The organism is Sphingomonas sp. H160509 (assembly GCF_024124765.2).
Classification (GTDB): Bacteria; Pseudomonadota; Alphaproteobacteria; order Sphingomonadales; family Sphingomonadaceae; genus Sphingomonas.
On sequence record NZ_JAMXSR020000002.1, the window covers coordinates 1176005 to 1198158 of the forward strand.

Here is a 22154-nt window from a genome sequence, read left to right on the forward strand (position 1 = left end):
CTTACCCCGCCGCTACGAAAGACCGGCCGCTGCCGATGAAGTTGCTGTCGTTCGCCGCGGCCGCGGTGAGCCGCGCCAACAGATCGTTGGTGACCGCCGCCTGCTGGCTCATCTGATCGAGCAGCTCGTTGGTGGTCTGCGTATTGGTCGCGGTCGTGGCCGCGCTTGCAGCCGTCGCCTTGGCAAAGGGCGATTCAGTCGCCGTGCCGATCGGCGTTGCGTTGTCGATCGTGCTGATCGCCTTGTTGGTCGCGGCCTGGACGGCATCGAGCGCGTCGAAATACGCCTTGGTCGAGCCGTAAAGCTGACGCTCGATGTCGAGATAGGTCTGCGCCGCGGCCTGGTACTTGCCCTGGTCGATCGACTTCCCGCCGGCGATCTGTGCGAGATACGGTGCCAGCGCCGACTTCGCGGCCTGCTCCTGGTCGCGCAGCGAGTAGGGCGAGTTGGAGCCCATCTTGAGGCTGGCGAGGAAGTCCTTGAGGCTGGCGCTGGCGGTCGCGGTGCTGTTCTTCACCTGGGCGAGCTGCAGATCGTACAGCTGCTGCGCCTGCGTCATCTGTTCGGCGGTTGCGCCGCCCTCCTTCAGAGCGTCGACCGTCTTCATGAACTTGGCGTTCAGTTCGTCGATCGCCGCACCGACGGGATCGAGCATCGCCTTTAGATCCTTGGGCACCGCTTCGATCATCAGCGCCTTCGACAGCGCCTTCTCGAGGTCGCCGCCCGCCGCCAGGATCCTTTTCGATGCAGCCGAGATCCCGCCGATCACGCCATCCGACAGAGCGTCGGCAATCGCCGCGCGCACCGCCTCTTCCTCGGTCGCATAGGCGTCGACGCCAGTGAGCTTGCCCTGCCCGGTCGTATCGACGCGGTACGCGCCCGCCTTATGGCCGGGGCGGTAGCCTATCGACACGGATCCTGCGCCCGTCACGGTACCGCCCAACGCCTCGGCGATGCGGCTGAGTGAACCGGCAACGCTCGTTGCCGATGCGGACGCTGCCGCCTTCTCGGCCGTGCCGTTGCCTTTGGCGGTACCGGCCGCGAGGCCGTCGCTGCCGAACGTCAGCGTCGACGAACCTTCCTTGGTCTTCTTGAACAGGCCACCAACGACGCTGCCAAGAATGCCGCCGGCGATCGCGCCGAGCGGTCCGGCCGCGCCGCCCAGCGTTTTGCCGAGCGTCCCGCCGATCGTCGACGCGACGGTCTTGCCGAGTGCGTCGCCGGCAACCTTGCCGAGCGCACCACCAACGGCACTGCCGAGCTGGTTCTGTTTGCCACCGGTGATCGAAGCAAACAGCGAGCCGCCGATCTGCCCGTACGATGCGCCGCTTAGAACGCTGCCGATGCCCTTCTCGAGACGATCGAGCGATTCACTGCTGATCTTCAGCGGCGAATTGCGCAGGCCGTCAATCAGCGACTTTGCCGCGTCGCCGGCGGGCTTCTCGACGCCGCCTGGCTGAAGCAGGTTGCGCGCGGGGCCGTTGATGCGGATCCCGAGCAGATCGGCTGCGCCGGCGATGCCGTCACGCACCTGGTCGGTGAACGCGATGCCGGCAGCCTCGGCGTCGACCTGCATCTGCTCGCCGGCAGCGGCGATGCCGGCCTGCCAGGCGTTGATCGCGTCGTCGACTTCCTCGGGGCCCATGATGACCCGAAAATTGTTAGCGGCGTTCGCGGTCTGCGCGGCCGAGAAGTCGCGCTTGGCGTTGCCGACGTATGTGATCTGCTGGTCGGGCGTGATCTTGCCGGCCTTTGCCAGCTTGTCGATCTCCTCCAGCTCTTCGCGGTATTTGCGCGCGGCATCGGCTGCAGGGTCGAACTTGCCGAGGATCTGATCGAGCGTGGTGTCGAGCTTCTTCTGCTCGGCTGCCGCCTCGCGCTCCGCCTTCGCGGTTTCCTTTACAGACGCGCGGTAGTTGTCGACGGCGAGCTTGCCCTTCTCCCATGCGACATGGAAGTGATCGGAGTGGCCTTTATCGCCCGGGCCGAACAGCTGCTCGACGCCGCCAGCGTTGCGCCGGATCGAGACGCCGGCCTTTTCAAAGATGGCGCGGATATCGTCCTTCGTCATCGATGCCATGCCGCCCTTCGGCACGAAGTCGACCGCGGCACTGCGATAGTGATCGGAGTTCGAGACGTGCTTCCCGCCGGTCGTGCTGGTGATCTGCACGCCGGGGATCGCATCGCGCAGCAGCTTCGAGATCGACGCCGGCGTGGCAAGATCAGGATCGCGGGTCGGCTTGCGGTTGGCGGCCGACTGACGATCGCGCTCCGCCTTTACGTCGGCCTGGCGCTTCTTCTCGATTGCCGCCAGTTCGCGCGTCAGGGACGCATCGACCTGCTTCCCGCGTGCAGCCTCTGCCGATGCAGCACGCTGAGCCGCGGCCACCTGGTCGTCATAGAGCTTCTTGATCCGCTCCATGGGATCGGCCGACCGCTTGGCCGCTTCCGCTGCTAGATCGACGCGGGTGCGCTGCACGTTCAGTTCAGCGGCCGCAATCTTGTCCTGCTGCTCTTTCGCCTTCGCCTTCAGCTCGAGCACACGACTGGCGGCATTCGCCTGCGCCAGGTTGACCGGACCACCACCGCCAGTGATCGGCGATATCGTTGAATCAGCCTGCGCCTGTGCCTGCTCGATCATGGCAAGCGTCACGCGCCGAATGCTGACTTCCCGAGCGAGGTTCTGCTTGGCCTCAATGTTGGCCTGCTCGGCGCGGCTGCGCAGTGCCTTGTCGCCGTCGTCGAGTGCCTTGGTCTGGTCGCGGATCGCCTGCGACACGCCCTCGGCCGAACGGGCAAAGATGTCCTGCGCTTTCGCCGTCGCTTCCGACTCGATCGCGGTCTTCTTGAGCTTCGCCGTCGCGTCTTCGAGTGCGTTGTTATGATCGAGGATCTTGCCGACGAGCGGGGCAAGCACCGTCAGGCCGATCGTGGCAGCAATGCCCCACGGCGTCGTCAGGAACGCGGCGACGCCGGCAAGCTTGCCGCCCATGCCCTGCAGCGCGAACGATGCCTGGCCGATCTGCTGCGCAAACGCGGTGGCTACGCTTTGCCCGGATCCGACCTGGACCGAGAAGTCCTGCAGCTGCTGCCCGAGCATGATCGTCGACTGGCGCTGCTGCTCGGCCGAGACCTTGTTGTCGTTCGCCGCGCGGGTACCGAGCATCGTTGCCGATGCCGTCTTGTTGAGCTGGACCTGGACGGCCTCGAGCGCAAGGATCCGTTGGCGAATGGCGCCGGCGTCGGCCTCTTCACCCCGGGCGGCAACCATCGCGGCATCTGCTTCGAGGCGCATCGACTCGGTGACGGTGCGCGAGCTGGACGAGGCAGCAAGCATCGCCGCGCTCAACTCGCGCGCGACGGCCGCCTTCTGATCGGCCGCGGCTGCGGACTGGCGCAGCGACGAGATCTCGCCGGACAGATCGAGCGAGCCCGACGTCGTGCGCGGCAGCTTCAGCGACTGCTCGGCAAGCTTCTGCACCTCGGCAAAGCTCTGGCCGAAGCTGTCGCGGATCCCGGCTGCGGACGAGCGCGCCTTCGTCGCCAGGTCGGCGAACGATCGGCCGCCTTCGCTGCTGAACTGTTCGGCGCGCAGCTGCAGGCGGGCGACGATATCGAATTGCGATGAACCCGCCATGCTATCCCCTCCCTGCTGCTGTGCCGCGGATGGCGGCGAAGAACTCGCGGGCGATCTCGCCCTCGCTGGCGGTGATCATCGGCCCGATCGCAAAGGCGTTGCGGAACTGCACGACGGGCAGCAGCACGAAGATCGGGATGGTCGCCGAACCGCGGCCGGCAGCAATCCGCCGGCCGGTATTGGGTTTGGCGATTTGCTTACGTCCGGACAGGACAGCATCTTCGGCGACGAGCAACGCTGCACGACCAGGCCGCGCGACGAACGTCAGCTCCTGGTTGTGCATCGCTTCCCATTCGACCGGGGTCGGTCGTGCGTCACGGCCGCGGCCGGTACCGGGCTTGTTGCCAGCTGCCGGCAGCGGGATGGCAAGATACTGACCTTGCCGTCCCCGGATCGTGCCCGGCGTGGTCCAGAACGCGATGGCGGCACGCGTACGCGCGCCACCCTTGATCCAAATCGTGCCTGACGGATTGCGCGCTGGCCCGCTCTTCGGGAACGTCGTCGACTGCCACGCACGCCATAGGCGCCCGGGTACCGCTGACTGGGTTGCCGCCTCGAGCCGTTGCTCGAGGCGACGTGTGGTCGACGCAACGGCAGAGGTACCCGCTGCCAGATGACGGCGAACAAGCCGATCACCGTCGCGAGCAAGCGCCGCGGTATCGAGCGACAGATCTGCGCCATCAGTCGCCACTCGGCTTCTCCAGATCGTCGATGATCGCAAACGCGTCCATCAGCGCCGCTGGCTGCTCACCGGGACTTCCCGGGCAAGGCAGCACTTGCGGCATCAGGGGAGAGGCGAAGCGTCGGCAGTGGAACCAGAGGTCGACGACGGCCCAGATCCACGCCGGGAGCGCGAGACGCGGGTTTTGCGCCCAGCGCGTGCCGGCGATTTCCCACCCGCCTTCGACCGTGAGGCCGAACCGGAACGCTTCGGGCTGACGTCTGACGGCGACGGCCGCGGCGAGTTTCCCTCCAGCCCTCGCGGCTGCTGCAGCTCATACGCGCGGTTGCCGGCGACGCTGATCAGAAACGGCTCGAGCTGCGACATGGTCGCGTCACTGACCTGCCCGTCGCGGCCGAGCTCGAAGGTGACGCCTTCGATCTCCATGCCGACGCAGTAGCGCTTGAGCGCGACGATCGGCGCGATCGCGCGCCGGCGCTCGAGCTGCGCGACAAGGTCGCGGTAGTCCGGACAGCATTCACCCAACACCCCGCGGACGCCGGCGAGCAGCGCGCGATCGTCAGCGCTGAGCGTTTCTGTTTCGCCCTCACCTTCCGCCTCGATCAGACCAAGCAGTCGATCGAGATCCGGATCGTCCGCCAGCAGCGCGACGACGCCGGCGCGGATCGCCTGGCGAAGTTCGAAACCCCAGACCTGCCCGGAACGGTGCGGGCCCGACAGTTCTGCTTCCATCTGGCCGCGCTCGATGACGTCACCGGCGCGGAGGAAGAGGACTGGCGCACCTGGCTTCGAGTTGCCGGCGTCGTCACACATCCAGGGCGGCGTATAGCGCGTCGTCGCGCCCTTGCTGGTCAGGATCATCTAGCGGCCCTCAGTAGAAGACGAGGTAGCCGTCGGAATCGCGGACGTAGCCGTCCTTACCGATCGAGCGGACCTGCAGAGTGACGTCATCCGAGCGCAGCTTTCCGCGCATGGCGTTGTCGAGCATGACGGGCTGCGTTGACGGCATCACAAGTGCCCAACGGTTGCCCGTCTGGCTGCCGTGACGCAGTACGCCGGGCATCTGCACACCGTTGCCAATATCAGCGATCGTGTCGCGGTTGGCGACCAGCGTTGCCAATGGATCGATCTTCAGCATCTTCTTGCGGTCGACGATCTGCCCCGAACCGAAGCCATACGGCGTGTTCGGATCGTCAATATTCTCGATCTGGCTGCCCGGATCCACCGACCAGGTCGAGATCGTGGTGGCCTTACGGTTCAGGCTTGCCGACGGGGACACGCCTGCGCCCTGGACCAGCACTGGTGCCGAATGGCCGGCGATCACGAGGTTGGCAGGGATCGGTGCGTCAACGCGGCCGGCGTAGATGCCGGTCATGTTGAACGTCCCGTAACCAGGCCGAGCGCTCTTGCCGTCCGGCGTGAACGTGCCGCGGCAGCCGACGAACCTCATCAGGCGACCGTCTTCGAAGATGTAGCACGTGCCCGACGGCTGGTCGGTCAGGCGCGAGGCCGTGTCGCTTGGCGACGTCTGAGCATAGCCCACCAATTCGCCGGCATCGAGACCTGCGTCGTCGCGTCGAGCGGTGGCGTGAACGTGTCGGCAAGCGTGGCGACGCGGCCGGCGGTGTATTCGACGACGGCCGGCTGCGCGCCGGCACCGGCACCGCCGGTCAGCAGCAGGATCATACCGAGTACGGCGCGCGAGACGGCGGGAAAACCCGCCGGCAGCGTCAGGCTGGTGGCGGTACCGGCAGTAGCGGCCGCGGCAGCGATCGCCGCGGTGAACTGGCCGCGCCAGCCGCATGCCTGCAGGGGGCTGATGCAGCGGGGGGCTTTACGGTTGGCGAGTAGACCGCACCCGGGCCGGCGCCCTTGATACGCGACTTGAAGCTGATCGGGGTCACCTGGCCGATGATCAGCGGTGCGCCGGCGACGAGCGAACCGGTCGCCTCGTTCGCGTCTTCCATCGTCCAGGGCGTGCCATAGGTGACGCTGTCGGCTTCAACCGGCAGCGCGTCGACCGTGGCATCGGGGTTGGCGTCGACGCCTTCGACGCCTTCGAGCTTGAACAGCACGGCGACGTTCGCCGGGCGAATGGTCTGGTCCATGTGGGGCCTCCTTCAGGCGGGTAGAGCGGGGTCGGCCCGCGAAGTGGAAAACTGGATCTCGAAATCCTGGGCGAACCCGAGGCGGCGCACGCTCGCGAGCGTGGCGGTGAACAGGCGGAGGTCGCCGTCCTCGATCAGCTCGACAGTATTGCCGAGGGTCTCATCGACCATCAGCGCGGCTACGACAGAGGCCAGCAGCGCGTTGCGCGCGGCCGTCGGTGCCTTGCCGCCGGCGCCGTCGACGAAACCGTCGATCGTCACCGTCATCGAGCGGCGAGTCAGGCTGACTTCATGCTCGAGCACGGAATGCCCGGCGTCGGTGATGCCAAGGGCGGGAAACTCGCTAGGGTCGCCGGCGGGCTCGACTTCGACCTCGACAGCCAGGTCGACGATCGCCGCCTCGATCGCGGCAAGGATCTGGTCGCGCACGGTCATACTGCCGCTCCCGCGTCGACGACGACCAACCACCAGGCGCCGATATCGTCACGCTGGGTCACGTCGGAGATCTCCCAGCGCCGGCCCTTGTGCATGAAGCTGTCCCGCGTCTTTGACGGACGCTTCGGCAGGTCGCTCTGCTGGATCTCGTAGGTCAGTTTGCGCAGCGTGCTGCCGGCGCCGGGGAAACCGGCTGCGGCGTCGTCGGTCCAGATCGCGCGGATCGGCTCGAGGACGACACCGTCTTGCGTGTAGATGATCCGTTCAAGGTCGGCGAACGCCTTGAAGAACACGGGCGCTGCCGCCTTGAACGGATCGACCATCAGCCGCGGGGTGCGCGAATGGCGGCCAGGATGTCGGCCTTGGTCGTCGCGGTACCGAGATCGATGTTCTCGTCGGTAGCGTACTTCTTCAGCTCTTTGACGGTGAACGCGCCGAAGCCGTCGCTGTCATCGTCACCGTCGGTATCGTCTGCATCTTCGACTTCCGAAATCTCGCCGCGCAGGCCCTTCTCGATGTCGACGGCACGCTCTTCGGTGATCTCGTGCTTGTCGGTGCCGATGCCGACGGTTGCGCCGGCGTCGACGAATGCGTTGCCGTTCAGATAGGCTGCACTGAGCAGCAGAATGACTTTCTTCATGTAGTGCGTTCCTTACAAGCCGGCCGGGCGAAGCCGCGTCGGCGCAGGGTGCGTCAGAACGACGCGTTGAGGCGGACGTGGACGGTCGTGATGGCCGCCAGCGCTGCGAGGGTGGCGGCACCAATCAGGGTGTTGCCGTTGGCCGTGGCCGTCACGACCTTGTTCGTGTTGTCCCAGTAGACGCGCGAACCTTCGGCGATCGCGTTGGTATCCTTGGGCATCTCGAACTTGCCGGTGAGGCAGAACGGTCCGCGCGCGCCCTGGGCGATGTTGGTCTTGGCGACGCCGAAGATGGCGCCGACCAGGGCACCGCCACCGGATGCGACGGCAACCGGCGCAGTGAGCATCTGGTCATTCGAATGACCGAGGAAATTCTTCATGAAAGGTCTCCGCAAAACGGGCTCCGGGCGACCTCACGGCCGCCCGATACGCGCTTCGATGATGGTTGTCGGGTTGGCGGACGCGCTTACGCGCCCGGGTTCTTGTCCATGCCGCGCCAGTCGATGGCCTTGGCGCCGAACACGAGGCGACCCTTGATCTCGACACCGTCGGTGACGAAGCCCTGGCGCTGCTCGGTCTGCAGACCTTCATGGCCGGCAAGGTGCGCTGCCTCGATCGTGTCGATCGACTGCGCATTCGGATCGGCCGACAGGAACCAGCTGTTGTCGACGATGCGGCCTTCGATGATCGGCGTCAGCGTCCGGTTATATTCCGGGTTGATGTCGCCGTTCTTCGTCGCGACGTAATTCGACGAAGTGAACTGGTTTGCCTTCTGCTCCTTCAGCGGCCCTGCGATCAGGAAGCTTGGCGCGTTATTGAGGAAGCGGCCGTTCGCAGTCTTCTGCGTACGCATGCGGGTGCGGCCGGCCTGAAGCGAGTCGATTGTCATGTCGGCAGCAGCACCGAGGTTGCCGTGATCTGCATGGAACAGCGTCTTGCCGTCATTCATGAGCGGGTTGCTGAGCATGATCGCCCAAACGACGTCGCTCTCGACCTGGGCGGCTTCCTGGCCCATCGCCATGGGGATACGATCGAACGCGTTCAGATCGTCGTTGATGATCGTCTCCCATGTGATGGAGATGATCTGGCCCCACTTGCCGACGACGTACTGCTCGGACGAGATCACCGACCGTTGCGTACTGGTACTCGGCTCCCTCGGCGACAGCCTGCATCTTGGAGATGTCGGACAGTGCGACGCGGCTGACCGGGCGGAAGTCGGGGACGGTCGCGGGGCGGACGAACGGCTTGAACGTCTGCGGCGCCAGCTCATAGGCCTTGCGCAGGGTGCGACCGACGGTGTTGCCCATCAGCGCCGGGAAGTCGGCGGTGGTGTGCTGGCTGGCGTTCTGCGGTTGCTGGTAGCGGAACACCGCCTGTGCGACCTGGACGTCGCCCATGTTTCGCGTGCTGACGCCGGTCGACTCGAGGAAGTCGCGCGCGAGCACAACCAGGCGGCGACCGGCGAACGCATCCGCGCCTTCAATCAGCTGGTTGCGCGGGTTGGCGCGGTGCGCGATCGCCGAACTCATGGCGTCGGCGCGTGCCTGGAACTGCGCGAGCGGGATCGTCGCCGGCGAGTAGTTCGTGATCGTCGGCGCAGCGGTCGCAATGTGATCGATAATGCGCTGGCGCGCGGTGTCGACGGTCACGCCTTCGTCGACGAGGGTGTCGCCGAACGAACGCTCGAGGCGAGCGCGGCTCACTTCGTTGCGGATGGTCGAGGCGCGCGCGCGCTCGGCAGCGATGCCGGCATTCACTTGGTCGGCGATGTTCACCGGTGCAGGCGGTGCGGGCGGCGTCGGATTGAGGACGGGAGCTGGCGCGGGGTTCAGCGCCGGCGCGATCGGATCGGGCATGGGATTCTCCGGGTTGATGGCGGCTGGCGCCGGGGGTCTCACCTGGTTGGTGATGAGCGGATGCGCGGGGACCTTGCGGAACCCGAACTTCGAGGGATCGAGCATGTTCGTCGCGGTCGATGCGCCGGCGATGCTGTCGATGAACTTGAGATCGAGCGCCTCGGCCGCGGTCAGCCACGTCTCGGCGTCGAGGAGCGGATTAAGCTCGTCGGCCGACATGCCGGTCCGCTGGGCGTAGATGTTGACCAGCTGCGCCTGCAGCATGTCGAGGCGATCGGCGGTCGACCGCAGCTCGGTCGCGACGCCGTACGTGCCGTCGGACGGCTTGTGGATCATCATCACCGCGTTCTCGGCCATGATGATCTCGTCGCCGGCCATTGCGATGATGCTCGCGATCGAGCCGGCGACGCCGTCGATGTGGACAGTAACGCGGCGGGCCGACTGCTTCAGCGCGTTGTAGATCGCAAAGCCATCGAAAACGAGGCCGCCAAGGCTGTTGATCCGGACGCTGATATCATCGGGCGCGTGGCTGATGCGCTCAACAAGCCACGACGCTTCAAGGCCGTCGCAGCTATCGCCGACGACGCCATAAACCAGAATTTCCATGATTTAGCCCTTCTTGGGAGGTGGCGCTGGCGACGTCGCGGGGGGCTGTCGCGCCGTTCTGGGTCGCATTGCCGACCTGCGTGACGTGGCGCGGATCGCAGTCGAAGATGAGGCCCGCGTCGTCGACCTTCTTGGCCCACCGCGCCCAAGCGGCGATCACGGTGTCGGGGTTTTCGCCGCGCTCGCGGATCGCCGTCTCCGGATCCATGAGGCCCGAGCGTACCATGTCCCGGATTGCTGGGCCTTCGGTCGCGAGATCGAGCATCTCGCGGCGCGGCGGGGTCCAGACGAACTTACAACCGGTGACGTCCTTGCCGGTCAGCGCTGCGGCGCGCAGAAACCAGAGACCGGCCGGCTCGCAGAACTGCGGAATAAGCATATTCCACGTCCAGCTATCGAGCTGGCGGTTGTAGGCGATGCGACCGATGCGGCCGCTGGAGAAGTTGACCGCCTCGAGATCGCCGAAGATGTCATACGGGAGGTTCATGCCGGTCGCGAAGGTACGGATCGAGATCTTGGCGAAGTCGACATAGCCATCGACGCCGGGCGGGTCTGCGAACTTGACGTCGGCACCGAACGGCAACGTCTCGATCATGCCCGGTTCGATGAAGTCGGCATAATCGACGTCGGGATCGACGTCGCCGTCTTCGCCTTCCATGCCGGTCCGGAATATCGCGTAACTGGCGGCGATCTTTTGGCGCAGCAGCTGCGCATCCTGGTAATCGGCGAACTCACGCATCGCCAAAATGACTGGTGCGAACCAGCTGGCACCATGCATCTGGCCGGGCCGATCCTGACGGAACACGTGCAGCACGTCGATGGCTGGTACCGGCGTCGGCTGCAGCGACCGGGCGTTCATTGCCCCGGGATGCTCTGGATACAGCCAGTAGCTCTGCCGGTTGCCGAGCATGTCGAGCTGGATGCCCGAAATGTACGCGCCACCCGTGAAAATGCCGTTGCGGTTGGCGTCGAGATGATCCGGCTCGAGCAGCTGCAGCTGGAAAGGTACGACGTATCCATCACGAGCGAACCGCGGGCGGTTCCGAGCCAGGACGGATCCGCTTTCGACAACGGTCCGGGCAGCGAGCAGCTGTAGGCCGTAAAGGTTGCTGCGGCCGTCGGCATCGCAGGCGGTGGTCTCGAAGTGCGCTTTCGCCAGAGCGGTCATCTCCGCGTCGGGCTCGCCGTTGCGCTGGACCTCGAAAGTGATGCCGGTACCGACCAGGTCGCTGGAGATCGCTGAGACAGCGCGCTCGGCGTACGGGTTGTTGCGCACCATATCGCGCGCGGTCTGCGCAAGGATATGCGCGGCGCCGGCGAGTTCCGAGTTTGCGTCCCGGCCGGTGCGGCGCCAGCCCTGCGATCGGCGCGAGTGCGTCGCGCCGTCATACTGCGCACGGATGCCGCGAAGGGACGCGCGCTGCGTCTCGACCTGTTCGAAGCGGAGGCGAGCCTGGGCACGTGCGGTGGCGTAGCTAGGCGCAACGGACGCCAGTGCGCGGGAGAGGAAGCTCGACATCAGCAGCCGTTCCGATAGCCGGGATAGCTCCGGCGGTTGCGACGGCCGGGCACAACGGCAAGCGCGCCGAGGATCCGTTTCTCCGCCTTCAGCAGATCGTCGAGCGACTGATATGTGACCTCGCGGCCGTCGGCGTAGCGGACGCGCAGGACGCCGCTGCCGATCGCCGTCTGGATCGCCTCGAGATCAGTCTGTCCGAAGGCCATCAGGCGCGCTCGGTCGCCGCAATGGTCTTGTTGAGCTGATACTGGCGCTCACGGAGAAGGTAGCCTTCTAGAAGCCAGATCTTGTCGCGCGCATTGTCGAATGCGATGCGCTCGCCGATCGCCTGAACATAGTTTGCGGGCGAGGCACATGCGCTCTCGCCGGTCACGGTGAAGCCATTGCGCAAAGTCAAAACGCAGATGAGCAACGTCGCTGTCAGGCGGCGAAACATGCGATCGACGATGACGCTATCGATGTGGTCGTCGGTGACGCGGGGGGCTGGCGTAGCGGCGATCGCGGCGTCGAGCTGGTTGTCGTTGAGCATCAACGTCTCCCTTTCAAATGGCTGCCGCGGGGTTTCCCGGTCAGCGGGTTGATCTTGGGTGGCTTCGGCTTCGCCGGTGCGGCCGGTCGCGCCGGTCGCGCCGATCGCGGCGTCGAGGTACCTGAAGGCGTCGGCGCCGGGGCACGTTCAGGTACCGTGGCGCCGATTGCCCGGGCCCATTTGACCGATGACCAGCGATCGAGGCCTAGCGCATAGGCAGCGGCGCGAGCGTACACCCGGCAGTCAATCGCTTCGTTGCGCGGTCGGGTCTTTTCCCAAACCTGTCGGGAGAAGCCCGTCCTCTTGTTCTTCACGGTGACGAGCTGCTCGGCGACGAGCTGCTGCAACCACTCCTCATCGACGCCCATCGGCAGGAAGATGTAGCCGTTGGGGAACGGCTGACCGTCGAGCGGCTGATCGAGGCGCAACCAGCCGTATGTCTCCGACTTAAAGACCGAGACGGCGATCGTATAAAGCTGGACGCCACGCTGAACCTTTCGGCCGCGAACGGTGACGTCGACCCAGGTGGGGCCGATGACGGGCTGCGACGCATCGAACTTCCCGACGCCCTTGATCGCCATGACTTCGCGCGGATGCTTACGGGCCCAGTTATAAACCTGCGTGGTCGAGTGACCGTCGCCGGTGTCGATCGCCAGCTTCGTCATGCGCAGCCGGCGACCGCTGGGCGTTTCCCATTCTTCGCGCAGGAAGGCCGTCAGCTCGTCCCAGACTTCTTCCGCGGCCGGGTCGCCCATGAACACCCGGTGATCGATCAGGACGCTGCGCATCCCCTCGCCCCAGCCCCAAATGCTGGCTTCGATGCGGTTGCGCTGTACGTCAGTCCCGACGGTGATGCGGGCAACCCATTCGGGAGCTTCGCCTAGCCGGAGATCCTGCGATCGCCGTTCGTAGAGACGCTGCCAGTCGGGCGCTTCGCCCTTCTCGACCCATGTCAGGCCGAGCGCGGTGTTCGTCCAGACCTTGTACGTCTCGGGTGTCTTCTTCGCGAGCAGGAAGGCCGCGACCGTCGCCGACAGCTTCACCCAGGACGAATAGGCCTCCCAGATATGGAAGCCGGCGATGCCGTTGAACGGCTCGGTCGCGCGCCATTCGCCCTTGAGCACCGCGGCCCAGCGATCGGCGTCGTCCCATCGGCACCCGTTATGCTCGCAGACGTAGTACGCGGTGTCGGCGCGGTGCGCTCCTGACTTCGTCTTGTCCCAGCGAACCTGCTCCCACTTGAGCACCTGAAACTCGTCGCACTGCCCGCACGGCACGAAGAAGAAGCGCTTGTCGGACTCCTCGAACTTGGCCTCGATGCGGCTGGAGCCGGCGATCGTCGGCGTAGATCCTGCGAGCTTGCGCCGGTTCCAGAAATTGTTCGTCCGCTTGTACGCCAGCGTCAGCGGGTCGCCCTCGACGCCGGCGCTGGCCGGATAGCGGTCGACCTCGTCCGCCAGAATCACGCGCATAGGGCGCGAGGCGAGCGATGCCGGGCTGTTCGCACCGACAATCACCAGCTAGCCGCCAGCGAAGCGCTTCTGCAGCAGCTTGTTGCCGCTGTCGCGCGACTTGGCGTCGGAGATCTTCGCCCGGAGCGACGGGGTGTCGCGCACCATCGGTGCGAGGCGATCGGTCGACCAGCCCTCTGCCATCTCAAGGGTCGGCTGCATCACCATGATCGGGCACGGGTCGTGCACGATGAAGTAGGCGGCGATGTTGTTGATGATCTCCGTCCACCCGACCTGGGCAGACTTCATCACCACGACTTCCTCGATCAGCGGGTCGCTGACCGCGTCCATGATGCCGCGCTGGAATTCAGCCCGGCTCGTGTCCCACTGTCCGGGCTCGGCGCTTGCTTCGGGGCTTAGCTGGCGGCCGATCTTCGGATCGTCCGCCCACTGGCTCACCGTCAGCCGCGGCGGTGGTGCGAACACCGGCCACCACGTTTTCGCCGTCTCCGCGATCTCCTGACTCGCCACCATGTGCGGCGTCGCCATCGCTGTCGCCACCATGTGCGACACCGTCAGCGCTGACGTGCTCGCTCCCGACGACAGTGCTCGCGAGCTCGGCAAGCGCTTCATGCACAAGCTCCGTCAGCTTCTCCTGAATGGCGACCGGCGACTTCATCGCGGAGATCGCCGGCGCGCACTTGCTCGGTAGTGCGAGGAGCTTCGCCCTCACCCGGGCGAATGCGCCCTGGACGGCGTCGATGACGCCATCGCGGGGCAGGAACGCGCCCTTCAGCGCTGCCGTCTTGATCTCGTCCTGGTCTGCTCTCGCATTCGCGCTACGCGCTTTCGCCAGGTCGATAGGTTTGCCCTTGATACCGCCACCGCCCGCAGCGGAGAGGCTGCCCCAAGCGGCCAGGAATTCACCGAGCGTTGCACCGTCGGGCGGCATCTCGCCTTTAGCGCGAAGGTCCGAAATCCACCGGCTCGATTTGCCAAATAACGCTGCGACTTCACCCAGCGTGGGCCTGTAACCCGCCAAATCCATGGGTTTTCACTCCAATGATGATGAAGTGACGATTTTGCCTGTACCTAGGAAACTCATGCGCCATTGGCCCCCCGCATACCGTCCTGGTCCGGGAGGACCCAAAGGTTGGGGGGGTGGCGACCGATCGATGCGTCGTCGCGCAACAATCGTACGTCAGGGGCGGAAATCGAGAGGTCGAGGCCGGAAACCGATGGGATCGTGCGCCGTGGCGCAACATTCGTGCGCCATTCTGACGGGTCCGCGAGGGGGCAGGGATGCCTGCGTCTGCGCCGTAACGCTGAGAGCCTGTCGCTCCATGACGCCCACCAGCAGCGGCTGAAGCCGGCGGAAGTTGGTGGTCATGACGCCGTTGATGCGGATCATGCCCACCGCAGGGTCAGCGGAAGCCGCGGCCGCGGACGATCGACCGGACGTCGCCGGCGACGGTCTCGATCTCGTCACGAAGGCGGTCAGTAGCTGAGTGAGCGCTTCGCGGCGTCTCTGCTAGGTCTGCCAAGCGGAAGAGCTGGTCGCCGGCATCCGCGCAGCTGCTCGGCTACGGATCGGGTTGGTGCGGCCATAGCCACCTCCGGGAGTTTGACATGCTTACGACTTCCTCCGCGACGCATCGCGGGGAAGTAATGGCGGGCGCGCAAGGGCCGGAGCCCCAGATCGTCTGTCCCGAGAGCCGCTTAAGCGGCGAGGCCCAATGCGGCCGATGTGGTTGAGTCGGACGGAGATACCCGCCAACCCTCAATTTTCCATGAACACGAACCAAAGCGTACCCAAGCGTGGACGCCATCGCTGGCCTCCACCACGCCGGCCACCCCTACCATCGCGTCCATCTCGGCTACCGCCACGACGGTGCCGGGTTCGAACGTGATGCGCTGAGACCGAAGTATCGCGCGTTGCGTGGCCTCTGCTTCCTTGATGGCAGCACGCTGCTGCCGCTCGAGTTCCTTCGTGGCCCTACGTCGCGCTGCCTCGGACTGCATCGCAGCGATGCGGATAGCCTCCGCCTCGGCATAGGTCTCGGCATCACGGATAGCCTGAAGAACGGCGATCGTCCGTGCTTCCTCCTCGCGGAGCCCCTTCACCTCTGCATCGCCAATGATCGGGATGCGGCCACCATATCGGAAGATCGAGAAGGCGGGATGCAGGCACCCGCGGCCGCTCATCATATCCTCGACGATGTCGCCCAGCTTGGGAAGGTCGACCTCACTAGCGAACACGAACGTGGGCAGGATCGGCACCTCGGTGTCGATCAGCCTGGTCCCGGACGGCGTCTTCGCCTTGATCACGCGGCGGATAGGCTTCGCCGGTGACCAGACGTCGAACCCAGCGTCACGCAAGGATCGCATCAGCGGTAGTGTCTGGCCACCGCTGGTACGCAGGATCACCCACCGGGTCATGCCGAGGCGAGGTCCATCGAGACAGGCGTCCAAGCGGCATCCGGCGTCGGCCGGCCGTAGAAGCGTACGTACGTCTTCGAGCCAATGATCCGGATGCTGTCGCGGATTGCCGCCATCCCGCGCAACCAGCGCTCGTCGGTGATGCCGACGCGCAGCAGCATGAACAGGCCGGCATGGCTGATCTGGCCTTCCTTATCGACGGCAAAGACGCGGTCGACCAGCGCGCGGATCTCGTCACGGCTGTCGGCCGACCATTCCCGGAGGCACTCGTCGATCAGCGACTTGGCGATCTGAAGTTCAGGCCCCAGCTCGACCAAGTCCGACACCGCAACCTGGATCTTCTTACAGCCGTCGTACGACGTCAGGGTGACGTTGCCCTTCTTGCCGCCGAGCTTGGCGTCGTACTGTTGGGCTAGGAGCGCTTGAAGCTCGCCCACGCTTTCGAAGGCGTGAAGCTTGAACGCTGTCAGCGCGGCCGAAAGCTCGTTGGCTTTGCCGACAACCGAACGGACCAGCTCGTCCATGAGCAGATCCTCGGCCTTCACCATGGCGATCGGGACCAAGCTGGCCTTGGCGTCGCTCAGATACCAGGCGCCGGCGACGTCGATCGCGGCGGGATGCGGCTTGTCGCTCATGCTGCGAGTGCCAGGACAGACGACGACATCGCGGCGATCGTATGGATACGGCGCAGCGTGCGCTTCGCGATCTGCCCGTTCTCGAGTTCGGTGAGCAGCTCGTTGATCTGCGACCGCGGAATGATCAGGCTATCGCCCGGGATCGCCGCTATTTCTGCCTTGTACTGCGCAACGTCGATCATGCTCGCCCCGACTATTCGATGTCGGGCAAATGCCTAAAAGGAGGCGAGATCGGCAGTGGGTAAAATGTGGGTGTGGTCGAACTAGGCTTAGTCTCCATCACGATCACGCCGGCCTCACGAAGTCGCTCGATCATCTCTGCAGCTTCGTTTGGGCAAAGCCGCGCCGGCGTGTCGGATGCCCGCGCAACTCCCTTACGAGATCCCGGCTCACGATAGAGCATGCCGTCCTTGACCGCACGTCTTACGGCATCGCGAGCAGTGGACGAATGGATACCCATCGCCCCACCGATTTCGCCGTAGCTGGGCCATTGTCCCCAGCGGCTGATGTATTGCTTCACGAAGCTGACAACCTGCAGCTTTCGTGACGTCATTCCTGGCGTCAGCCGGTATTCGTCCTGCACTATGTGACCCCTACCCCCGGGAGGCAGAACATAGCCTGAACTCGAATCTGTAGGAAAGTATTCTACGCCGCTACACAGGCCGTCATGAGTGACTACGAACGCTACATCGTCGACCTGGTGGTGACCGTGCTGCGCGAGGTGGCTGAAGCGCCGGAGAAAGAGCAACAGCCGTCCACCGCGATCCGGCTCGCGCTACGTGTGCTCCTGCCCCATTGTCCGGAGCGATGGCCGCTGACGCAATTCTGGGATGGCATCAACGGCACGCACGAGATCGGCCGCGCGCAGACCGTGACCGCGTCATTCAACGGGATAGTTCATCAGCTGCACCGCTCCGGTGCGCGCCAGGTGAAGCGATAGCGGCGGAGAACTGCTCCGCCGCACCACTTGAGCCTATGCCGGCATGCCGAACTGACGTTGCCGGTACATCTTCCGCAATGATCCGATCGCCTTCGGAAACCGCTCTCCGAGACGCCAAATCACGTCGCTACGCCACTGTTTGAAGTGGTCGCGCGAAGCGTGCTGGAAGATCATATCGCGGTAGACGTCAAGCACCGGCGACGGACTGAGGACTGCGTTCGGATCACCAAGCCAAGCGCCGAAATAGGTGTCTTTGATTTGGTGACCTGTCGAGATTACGTTTGCGCGCTGCAGGAATCCAACCAACAGAAACGACAGCCGCATCTTGCTATCAACGAAGTAACGCGCGCCGCTGCCGCGAACCCGGACCTGATCGTCCACGTCGTCGATGATTAGTTGGCAATCAGCAGACAGGCGATCCTTTAGGAGGATCAGATCGCGATCGATGCGCCCGTCAGCATCGATCATGAGAACGTTTACCTCTTGGTCCGTTGGCAAGAGGGCGATCCCGTCGGTCAGGGCTCGAGGGATGATAGTGACACGGTCGAGCACGCCGTAGTGAGCGAGGCTGTCCTGGATATGCGCAACGCGATCATCGGCGGCAGAGATTTGCCGTCGTGGCCCGCCTAACATAGGGTCGAAAGTGTAAACGTGACCGGGAAGCCCCGAGTCTTTCAGGCCGAGCGCTAAAGCGACTGTACCTGCGCCGAGCGCAGTTCCGATTTCGACGATCATTCCGCCTCGTTGGCCGACCTCATAGATTTTCTGATACACAGTTGGCGGCAGCATGCCGGAGCATCGTTCGATGACGCTCGAAAAATCCGCCAGTCGGTTCTGTGTTGTGGACTTCATTATACCCCCCCCGGGATTATGCTTTACTCGCCATTTTTGGCAGGGACGCGTTTCGCCCAAGCCGTTTGGAAACTGCTTGTACGCAGCGCTCCTTGTCGAGGCGATTCGCGATCTAGTCTCCCGAAACTCTTGCAGGGCCGGCTGACAATTGTCTAACTAATCTATAACCAATTGTAGAAATCTACTGCCTAAAAGGGTTCATTATGGAGCAATCTAACGGACATCAGCGCTCGTTATTCGGCAGTCCGTGCGGCGGAAGTACCCGCTAATTCAACGGCCTATGACTCTCATCATCTGAAATCAGGCCGACCAAAGCGCGAATCATACCCGTCACCAAGATCGCCTGCGCACGCGACAGTTCGATCGTGTCGGTAGACATGTCGCTGAGTTTGTCTTCCAAGGTGGCCTGTATTCCCATCGCTCCAGCGATAAGGATTTCGTCGTGGATCATGTCACCTCCGTCTTAGCGGCGGAGAACCCCCTCCCCCGCGATCATGGCTTGCTCCGACGCGTGCTGTCGGTGACGGCTTGTTGATAGAGGAGGCAATCCGTCGCAAGCCTCACCCGGCTGTAACTGGAAAGCCCATTACGATCGGCGAAAGACCGAATGTATTTGTCTTGGTCGCCGCTCTGAAGCGCGGTGCGACAGATCCGCGCGATTACTGGCACCTGCTTACGCGCGCGCGTTTCTGCCGCACGCACATCCTCACTGCGGGGCGGCCTGATCCCGAGGTCGAGGAACGACGGCTCGAGAGCTTGGATCGCGATGAGCATTGAAACGAACGTCATGTAGATCTCCCAACGTCCTTATGCGGCGGATACACCCTCCGCCGCACGCAGTTGCGAAGCTAGGTACTATTAATCAACGCCACGAGCGATCTGCCCGTCCGAAACCTTACACTGAAAATATCGCTCTTGCCGGTAGTTGCACCTGTCCGTGGATTACGAACAATTCGCTCATGATAGCGCTTAATAGCAAAACTACCGAAACCGCGTAATTCTATAGTCCCATCCTGCGACAGTTGGTCAATCATCGCGTTAAAAAACGCGTCAATAAGCCTCCGACAGTCTGCTTCTTTAAGGTCTGGATGTTGTTGAGCGATGCGTTGGATAAGATCGGTTTTTGTCACCTCGTCTCTCCTGTCCACATATCAGTCGACCCCTTTGAAATCGTTTCAGTGCGGCGGATATACCCTCCGCCGCAGGCGATCACGCCCCGCCTGAAACCGCGGTTTGTGAGAAGGCAACTGAGCGTTGTACCCCCAGCGATACCCCAACCCCACAGCGTTATCGACGGTCTCGATCGAAAAGGGATCATGTCTCCACGCCCGCCTGCTCTCGCCCACAATCGGACATTACGCAGAACTCGCCGGATTCCAATAGCGCACGTTCGTTACCTTTGGCTTAGCAGACTTTAACGTTAGGCACGAATATCGCTTATGCTCAATGTACATATCAGAGATGACACAGACTACCGTTTCCCTCGATAAATTAAATCCGCCTCAAGAGCGGATACTGCTAAATTCAGTACCTTGTTCGATGCTTCGAGAAGATTACCCCGTCCCCGTCCATCATGAACCAATTTGCTCCGCTTTTGGTACAACTCATCAAAAGCCCTAGCGTCGCTTTCGGAAAGCAAATGTCGAAATTTCGACATATAAGATTGCCGCAGTGACTGCTTCTTTTTGGAACGAAAGCGACCGATTAATTGTCGTTTTCACGTCGCTTGGAAAATCTTGCTTCTCGACAAAAGCCTCGATTTTTGAAATTGCCGACTGGTACTCACTCCCCACGTCGTTCTGATCGCAGAGCGCCTCAACAGCCGAAACACGAAGAACAAATTGCCCTTCTGTTTGCGGAACGAAGAACGAGTCGTTCAGAAGCGCGGCGCAATTGCGTTGACGGTCCGTCATGCCAGTCACCAAAGATGCCGACATTTCGAGACGTCGCTCCAAAGCGTCTGAAGCGATTAATGCGCTGCCTCGCGCATCGATACCGACAATCTTTACAGTGTTCTCCTTATAGACTATCAATCCATGCGTTTCCGCACGAAGAATTTTACCATCAACCGCCTTTACCGCATCGTGAATATCTTGGCTGAATTGGAGCGTAGTTTGGCTAAAGCCGATATCAATCCCAGTCATGGTCACTGCGCCGGCAACTAAGAGGATATCGCCCAATCGCTCGCCTGCCACTCGTGCTTCTTTCTCTGTCGCAAAATCTGACATCTTTAGGATAGCCCATTGTCCAAACGGATATGCATTTGCGCCGATTTCAAGGTTAGCTACGGGCAGGCCTGGAATAGATATTGCAATATCGCCGCTTACGTCGACCGTCAGAGGTGATAACAATTTGAAGCGATACCTAGCTCGGTAGGGCATAGTTTAAATTATTCCTCACAAACCGGTCCGCCGCATCTAACCGTTCACTGTATCGCTCACATACCGTAGCGGTCGAATGACATCAGTGTCGTCGCCTAAACAACCTGCCGCCGTTCCAACACAAATCTTCCTGTTCCGGACATTCATCCGGCGGAGGGTACCCCATCCGCCGTGGCCTCTCCAAACTCGCAGAAACCGGCGGTTTTCTACTTCGCCGATTAATGATGTACCCCGGCGATACCCCAAGGCCGACCGTGCTTATCGTTTCCGCCATTCTCTCGAGGGGCCAGACCAGTTGTCGAGAATGCTCTGACAGTACGCGTCGATGCGAACGAAATACTCGAATTTTTGGACAGCTCGTCCAAGACCGTCTGGCGAAGCTCCAGAACTGAACCGGCGGTTCAGCATTGCGACGACTCCTTCAGCCATTCCTCTTCTGCGCGATATGAAAGACGCCACAGCCTCGATCGGCACGCGAGCTTCGGAGTATCGGAGGGTAGGTCCGTGTTGCATGACGACAGCCCGGGCAAAATCTCTGTAGCTTAAAAGGACGTGGGCCTGCTGCTCGGTTAGTCCCTCTAGGTTCGAACTGGCATACGCAGCGAAGCACGATTCCATCATCGATACCGAGGCAGCAACGTCGTCCGGATACGTGGGTGGCAGATGAAGACTTTCAGTCGCTGCCATCAGTTACCTCGGTTGATTTTCGGATGCATTTTGCTGCTTACAGACTCGCGTCTCGACCGACGTCCTGATATGGAACAAAAATAGAACAGGAGGCACGAGTTAGAGCGCAGGGTTCAGTTTTCCGAGGTACGTCGGGGTGCATCCAAGGGTGTTCGCCATGTGTCATCAAATGCGCTGCCCTGGCTGAGCTGCGCGACGATCGCCATCGCGACCTGCTCGACGCTCGACGAGATCATCGCGCGATACAGACTGAGACGTCGCGATCTCATCTTCTGCAGCTCGAAGAATTGTGGGTAGCCGCGTGGCGAGCTCACGAGCGAGCGCGTCCCCGGCCAAACCCGGAGACCCTTCAAGCAAGCCACAGAAAGCATCAGTCAACGCGGCTGTGCTCGGAAGGCTAAGAGCGGCGGAAGGTGCCGCCAGCCCCCCAATGTACAAGCCAGCCGAAGCATGGCGGCCTGGTCGACTGGACCCATCGCAGCAAAAGCTCGCAAGAGATGCGCAGACCTCTCGTCATGGCTCGGAGCCTGGCGCTTCCCGGTCAGAATGAAATAACCGTCGACGCCCACCTCGGTCAGTCTGAGGAGGTACTGAATGTCGAATGGGCGCTTTCCCGATTCGTATTCTAGCTGGCTGCCGCGCTTAACGCCGCCAACTACACCAAAATCAGACTGATTCATGCCGCTACGTTCGCGCTCTTGCTTCAGGCGCGCCCCAATCTCGACAAGAGTGGACGAAGAATCGATCAAATCTACTT

The 22154-nt window shown here is 63.0% G+C and carries 30 protein-coding genes and 1 pseudogene; 1 reads left to right on the forward strand and 30 read right to left on the reverse strand.

All coding sequences use genetic code 11. The features are described from left to right. Window position 1: 1 nt before the first annotated feature. The 23 genes and pseudogenes from NHF48_RS07340 to NHF48_RS07445 all read right to left on the reverse strand — a co-directional run bounded on the left by NHF48_RS07340 (window position 2) and on the right by NHF48_RS07445 (window position 17120). Window positions 2–3637 (reverse strand): hypothetical protein, encoded by a 3636-nt coding sequence (locus tag NHF48_RS07340; protein ID WP_253070704.1) that lies wholly within the window; start codon window positions 3635–3637, stop codon window positions 2–4. Between the two features lies 1 nt (window position 3638). After that, complete coding sequence (locus NHF48_RS07345; RefSeq protein WP_253070705.1) at window positions 3639–4328, reverse strand: DUF6441 family protein; 690 nt, start codon at window positions 4326–4328, stop codon at window positions 3639–3641. 93 nt (window positions 4329–4421) lie between these two features. After that, complete coding sequence (locus NHF48_RS07350; protein ID WP_253070706.1) at window positions 4422–5180, reverse strand: hypothetical protein; 759 nt, start codon at window positions 5178–5180, stop codon at window positions 4422–4424. 10 nt (window positions 5181–5190) lie between these two features. Next, window positions 5191–5769 (reverse strand): hypothetical protein, encoded by a 579-nt coding sequence (locus NHF48_RS07355; RefSeq protein ID WP_253070707.1) that lies wholly within the window; start codon window positions 5767–5769, stop codon window positions 5191–5193. A gap of 47 nt (window positions 5770–5816) precedes the next feature. Then, window positions 5817–6005, reverse strand: a complete 189-nt coding sequence (locus NHF48_RS07360) for a hypothetical protein (protein WP_253070708.1) — start codon at window positions 6003–6005, stop codon at window positions 5817–5819. A gap of 44 nt (window positions 6006–6049) precedes the next feature. Continuing rightward, a complete protein-coding gene (locus NHF48_RS07365) occupies window positions 6050–6427 on the reverse strand; it encodes a hypothetical protein (protein WP_253070709.1) in 378 nt (125 codons plus the stop codon). A gap of 12 nt (window positions 6428–6439) precedes the next feature. Further along, entirely contained in the window at window positions 6440–6862 is a 423-nt protein-coding gene (locus NHF48_RS07370; protein WP_253070710.1) for a hypothetical protein, read from the reverse strand. Next, entirely contained in the window at window positions 6859–7185 is a 327-nt protein-coding gene (locus NHF48_RS07375; protein ID WP_253070711.1) for a head-tail joining protein, read from the reverse strand. The genes NHF48_RS07370 and NHF48_RS07375 overlap by 4 nt, the downstream gene beginning before the upstream one ends. Next, entirely contained in the window at window positions 7185–7502 is a 318-nt protein-coding gene (locus tag NHF48_RS07380) for a hypothetical protein (RefSeq protein WP_253070712.1), read from the reverse strand. The genes NHF48_RS07375 and NHF48_RS07380 overlap by 1 nt, the downstream gene beginning before the upstream one ends. A 53-nt stretch (window positions 7503–7555) precedes the next feature. Then, entirely contained in the window at window positions 7556–7882 is a 327-nt protein-coding gene (locus tag NHF48_RS07385) for a DUF2190 family protein (protein WP_253070713.1), read from the reverse strand. 86 nt (window positions 7883–7968) lie between these two features. Continuing rightward, on the reverse strand, window positions 7969–8562 hold the full coding sequence (locus tag NHF48_RS07390; protein ID WP_446741205.1) for a phage major capsid protein: 594 nt from the start codon (window positions 8560–8562) through the stop codon (window positions 7969–7971). After that, window positions 8444–9964 carry a head maturation protease, ClpP-related gene (locus NHF48_RS07395; protein WP_253070715.1) on the reverse strand — a complete coding sequence of 507 codons (1521 nt, stop codon included), beginning with the start codon at window positions 9962–9964 and terminating at the stop codon, window positions 8444–8446. Before NHF48_RS07395 ends, NHF48_RS07390 begins: the two co-directional genes overlap by 119 nt. After that, the gene (locus NHF48_RS07400) at window positions 9930–11483 is read right to left on the reverse strand and encodes a phage portal protein (RefSeq protein WP_253070716.1); all 1554 of its coding nucleotides are present in this window, start codon (window positions 11481–11483) and stop codon (window positions 9930–9932) included. The genes NHF48_RS07395 and NHF48_RS07400 overlap by 35 nt, the downstream gene beginning before the upstream one ends. Next, window positions 11483–11689 carry a phage head-tail joining protein gene (locus NHF48_RS07405; protein WP_253070717.1) on the reverse strand — a complete coding sequence of 69 codons (207 nt, stop codon included), beginning with the start codon at window positions 11687–11689 and terminating at the stop codon, window positions 11483–11485. The genes NHF48_RS07400 and NHF48_RS07405 overlap by 1 nt, the downstream gene beginning before the upstream one ends. Further along, the gene (locus NHF48_RS07410; RefSeq protein ID WP_253070718.1) at window positions 11689–12012 is read right to left on the reverse strand and encodes a Gp49 family protein; all 324 of its coding nucleotides are present in this window, start codon (window positions 12010–12012) and stop codon (window positions 11689–11691) included. Before NHF48_RS07410 ends, NHF48_RS07405 begins: the two co-directional genes overlap by 1 nt. After that, complete coding sequence (locus tag NHF48_RS24820; protein ID WP_342454728.1) at window positions 12012–13136, reverse strand: terminase gpA endonuclease subunit; 1125 nt, start codon at window positions 13134–13136, stop codon at window positions 12012–12014. The genes NHF48_RS07410 and NHF48_RS24820 overlap by 1 nt, the downstream gene beginning before the upstream one ends. A 42-nt stretch (window positions 13137–13178) precedes the next feature. Continuing rightward, window positions 13179–13814 (reverse strand): annotated as a pseudogene (locus NHF48_RS24825) (phage terminase large subunit family protein); the annotation flags it as partial. A gap of 16 nt (window positions 13815–13830) precedes the next feature. Beyond that, window positions 13831–14415, reverse strand: a complete 585-nt coding sequence (locus NHF48_RS07420) for a hypothetical protein (RefSeq protein WP_263816812.1) — start codon at window positions 14413–14415, stop codon at window positions 13831–13833. A 249-nt stretch (window positions 14416–14664) separates the two neighbouring features. After that, window positions 14665–14874, reverse strand: coding sequence for a hypothetical protein (locus NHF48_RS07425; RefSeq protein WP_253070720.1), 210 nt, complete (start codon window positions 14872–14874; stop codon window positions 14665–14667). 308 nt (window positions 14875–15182) lie between these two features. Then, window positions 15183–15902: a hypothetical protein gene (locus tag NHF48_RS07430; protein ID WP_253070721.1), complete on the reverse strand. Its 720-nt coding sequence runs from the start codon at window positions 15900–15902 to the stop codon at window positions 15183–15185. Beyond that, window positions 15899–16537 carry a DUF3164 family protein gene (locus NHF48_RS07435; RefSeq protein WP_253070722.1) on the reverse strand — a complete coding sequence of 213 codons (639 nt, stop codon included), beginning with the start codon at window positions 16535–16537 and terminating at the stop codon, window positions 15899–15901. The genes NHF48_RS07430 and NHF48_RS07435 overlap by 4 nt, the downstream gene beginning before the upstream one ends. Then, entirely contained in the window at window positions 16534–16719 is a 186-nt protein-coding gene (locus NHF48_RS07440; RefSeq protein ID WP_253070723.1) for a hypothetical protein, read from the reverse strand. Before NHF48_RS07440 ends, NHF48_RS07435 begins: the two co-directional genes overlap by 4 nt. 11 nt (window positions 16720–16730) lie before the next feature. After that, entirely contained in the window at window positions 16731–17120 is a 390-nt protein-coding gene (locus NHF48_RS07445; RefSeq protein WP_253070724.1) for a LexA family protein, read from the reverse strand. 84 nt (window positions 17121–17204) lie between these two features. Between NHF48_RS07445 and NHF48_RS07450 the strand changes: the two genes are divergently transcribed. Then, window positions 17205–17477, forward strand: a complete 273-nt coding sequence (locus tag NHF48_RS07450) for a hypothetical protein (RefSeq protein ID WP_253070725.1) — start codon at window positions 17205–17207, stop codon at window positions 17475–17477. 33 nt (window positions 17478–17510) lie between these two features. Here the strand turns inward: NHF48_RS07450 and NHF48_RS07455 are convergent, their stop codons facing one another. The 7 genes from NHF48_RS07455 to NHF48_RS07485 all read right to left on the reverse strand — a co-directional run bounded on the left by NHF48_RS07455 (window position 17511) and on the right by NHF48_RS07485 (window position 22146). After that, a complete protein-coding gene (locus NHF48_RS07455; protein WP_253070726.1) occupies window positions 17511–18329 on the reverse strand; it encodes a class I SAM-dependent methyltransferase in 819 nt (272 codons plus the stop codon). 265 nt (window positions 18330–18594) lie between these two features. Further along, the gene (locus NHF48_RS07460) at window positions 18595–18780 is read right to left on the reverse strand and encodes a hypothetical protein (RefSeq protein WP_253070727.1); all 186 of its coding nucleotides are present in this window, start codon (window positions 18778–18780) and stop codon (window positions 18595–18597) included. A gap of 41 nt (window positions 18781–18821) precedes the next feature. Beyond that, window positions 18822–19118 (reverse strand): hypothetical protein, encoded by a 297-nt coding sequence (locus NHF48_RS07465; RefSeq protein ID WP_263816813.1) that lies wholly within the window; start codon window positions 19116–19118, stop codon window positions 18822–18824. A 59-nt stretch (window positions 19119–19177) separates the two neighbouring features. Next, window positions 19178–19459, reverse strand: coding sequence for an HU family DNA-binding protein (locus tag NHF48_RS07470; RefSeq protein ID WP_253070729.1), 282 nt, complete (start codon window positions 19457–19459; stop codon window positions 19178–19180). A gap of 486 nt (window positions 19460–19945) precedes the next feature. Beyond that, the gene (locus NHF48_RS07475; RefSeq protein ID WP_253070730.1) at window positions 19946–20680 is read right to left on the reverse strand and encodes a hypothetical protein; all 735 of its coding nucleotides are present in this window, start codon (window positions 20678–20680) and stop codon (window positions 19946–19948) included. 830 nt (window positions 20681–21510) lie between these two features. Continuing rightward, window positions 21511–21711 (reverse strand): hypothetical protein, encoded by a 201-nt coding sequence (locus tag NHF48_RS07480; RefSeq protein ID WP_263816814.1) that lies wholly within the window; start codon window positions 21709–21711, stop codon window positions 21511–21513. 60 nt (window positions 21712–21771) lie between these two features. After that, complete coding sequence (locus NHF48_RS07485) at window positions 21772–22146, reverse strand: helix-turn-helix domain-containing protein (RefSeq protein WP_253070732.1); 375 nt, start codon at window positions 22144–22146, stop codon at window positions 21772–21774. Window positions 22147–22154 lie beyond the last annotated feature (8 nt).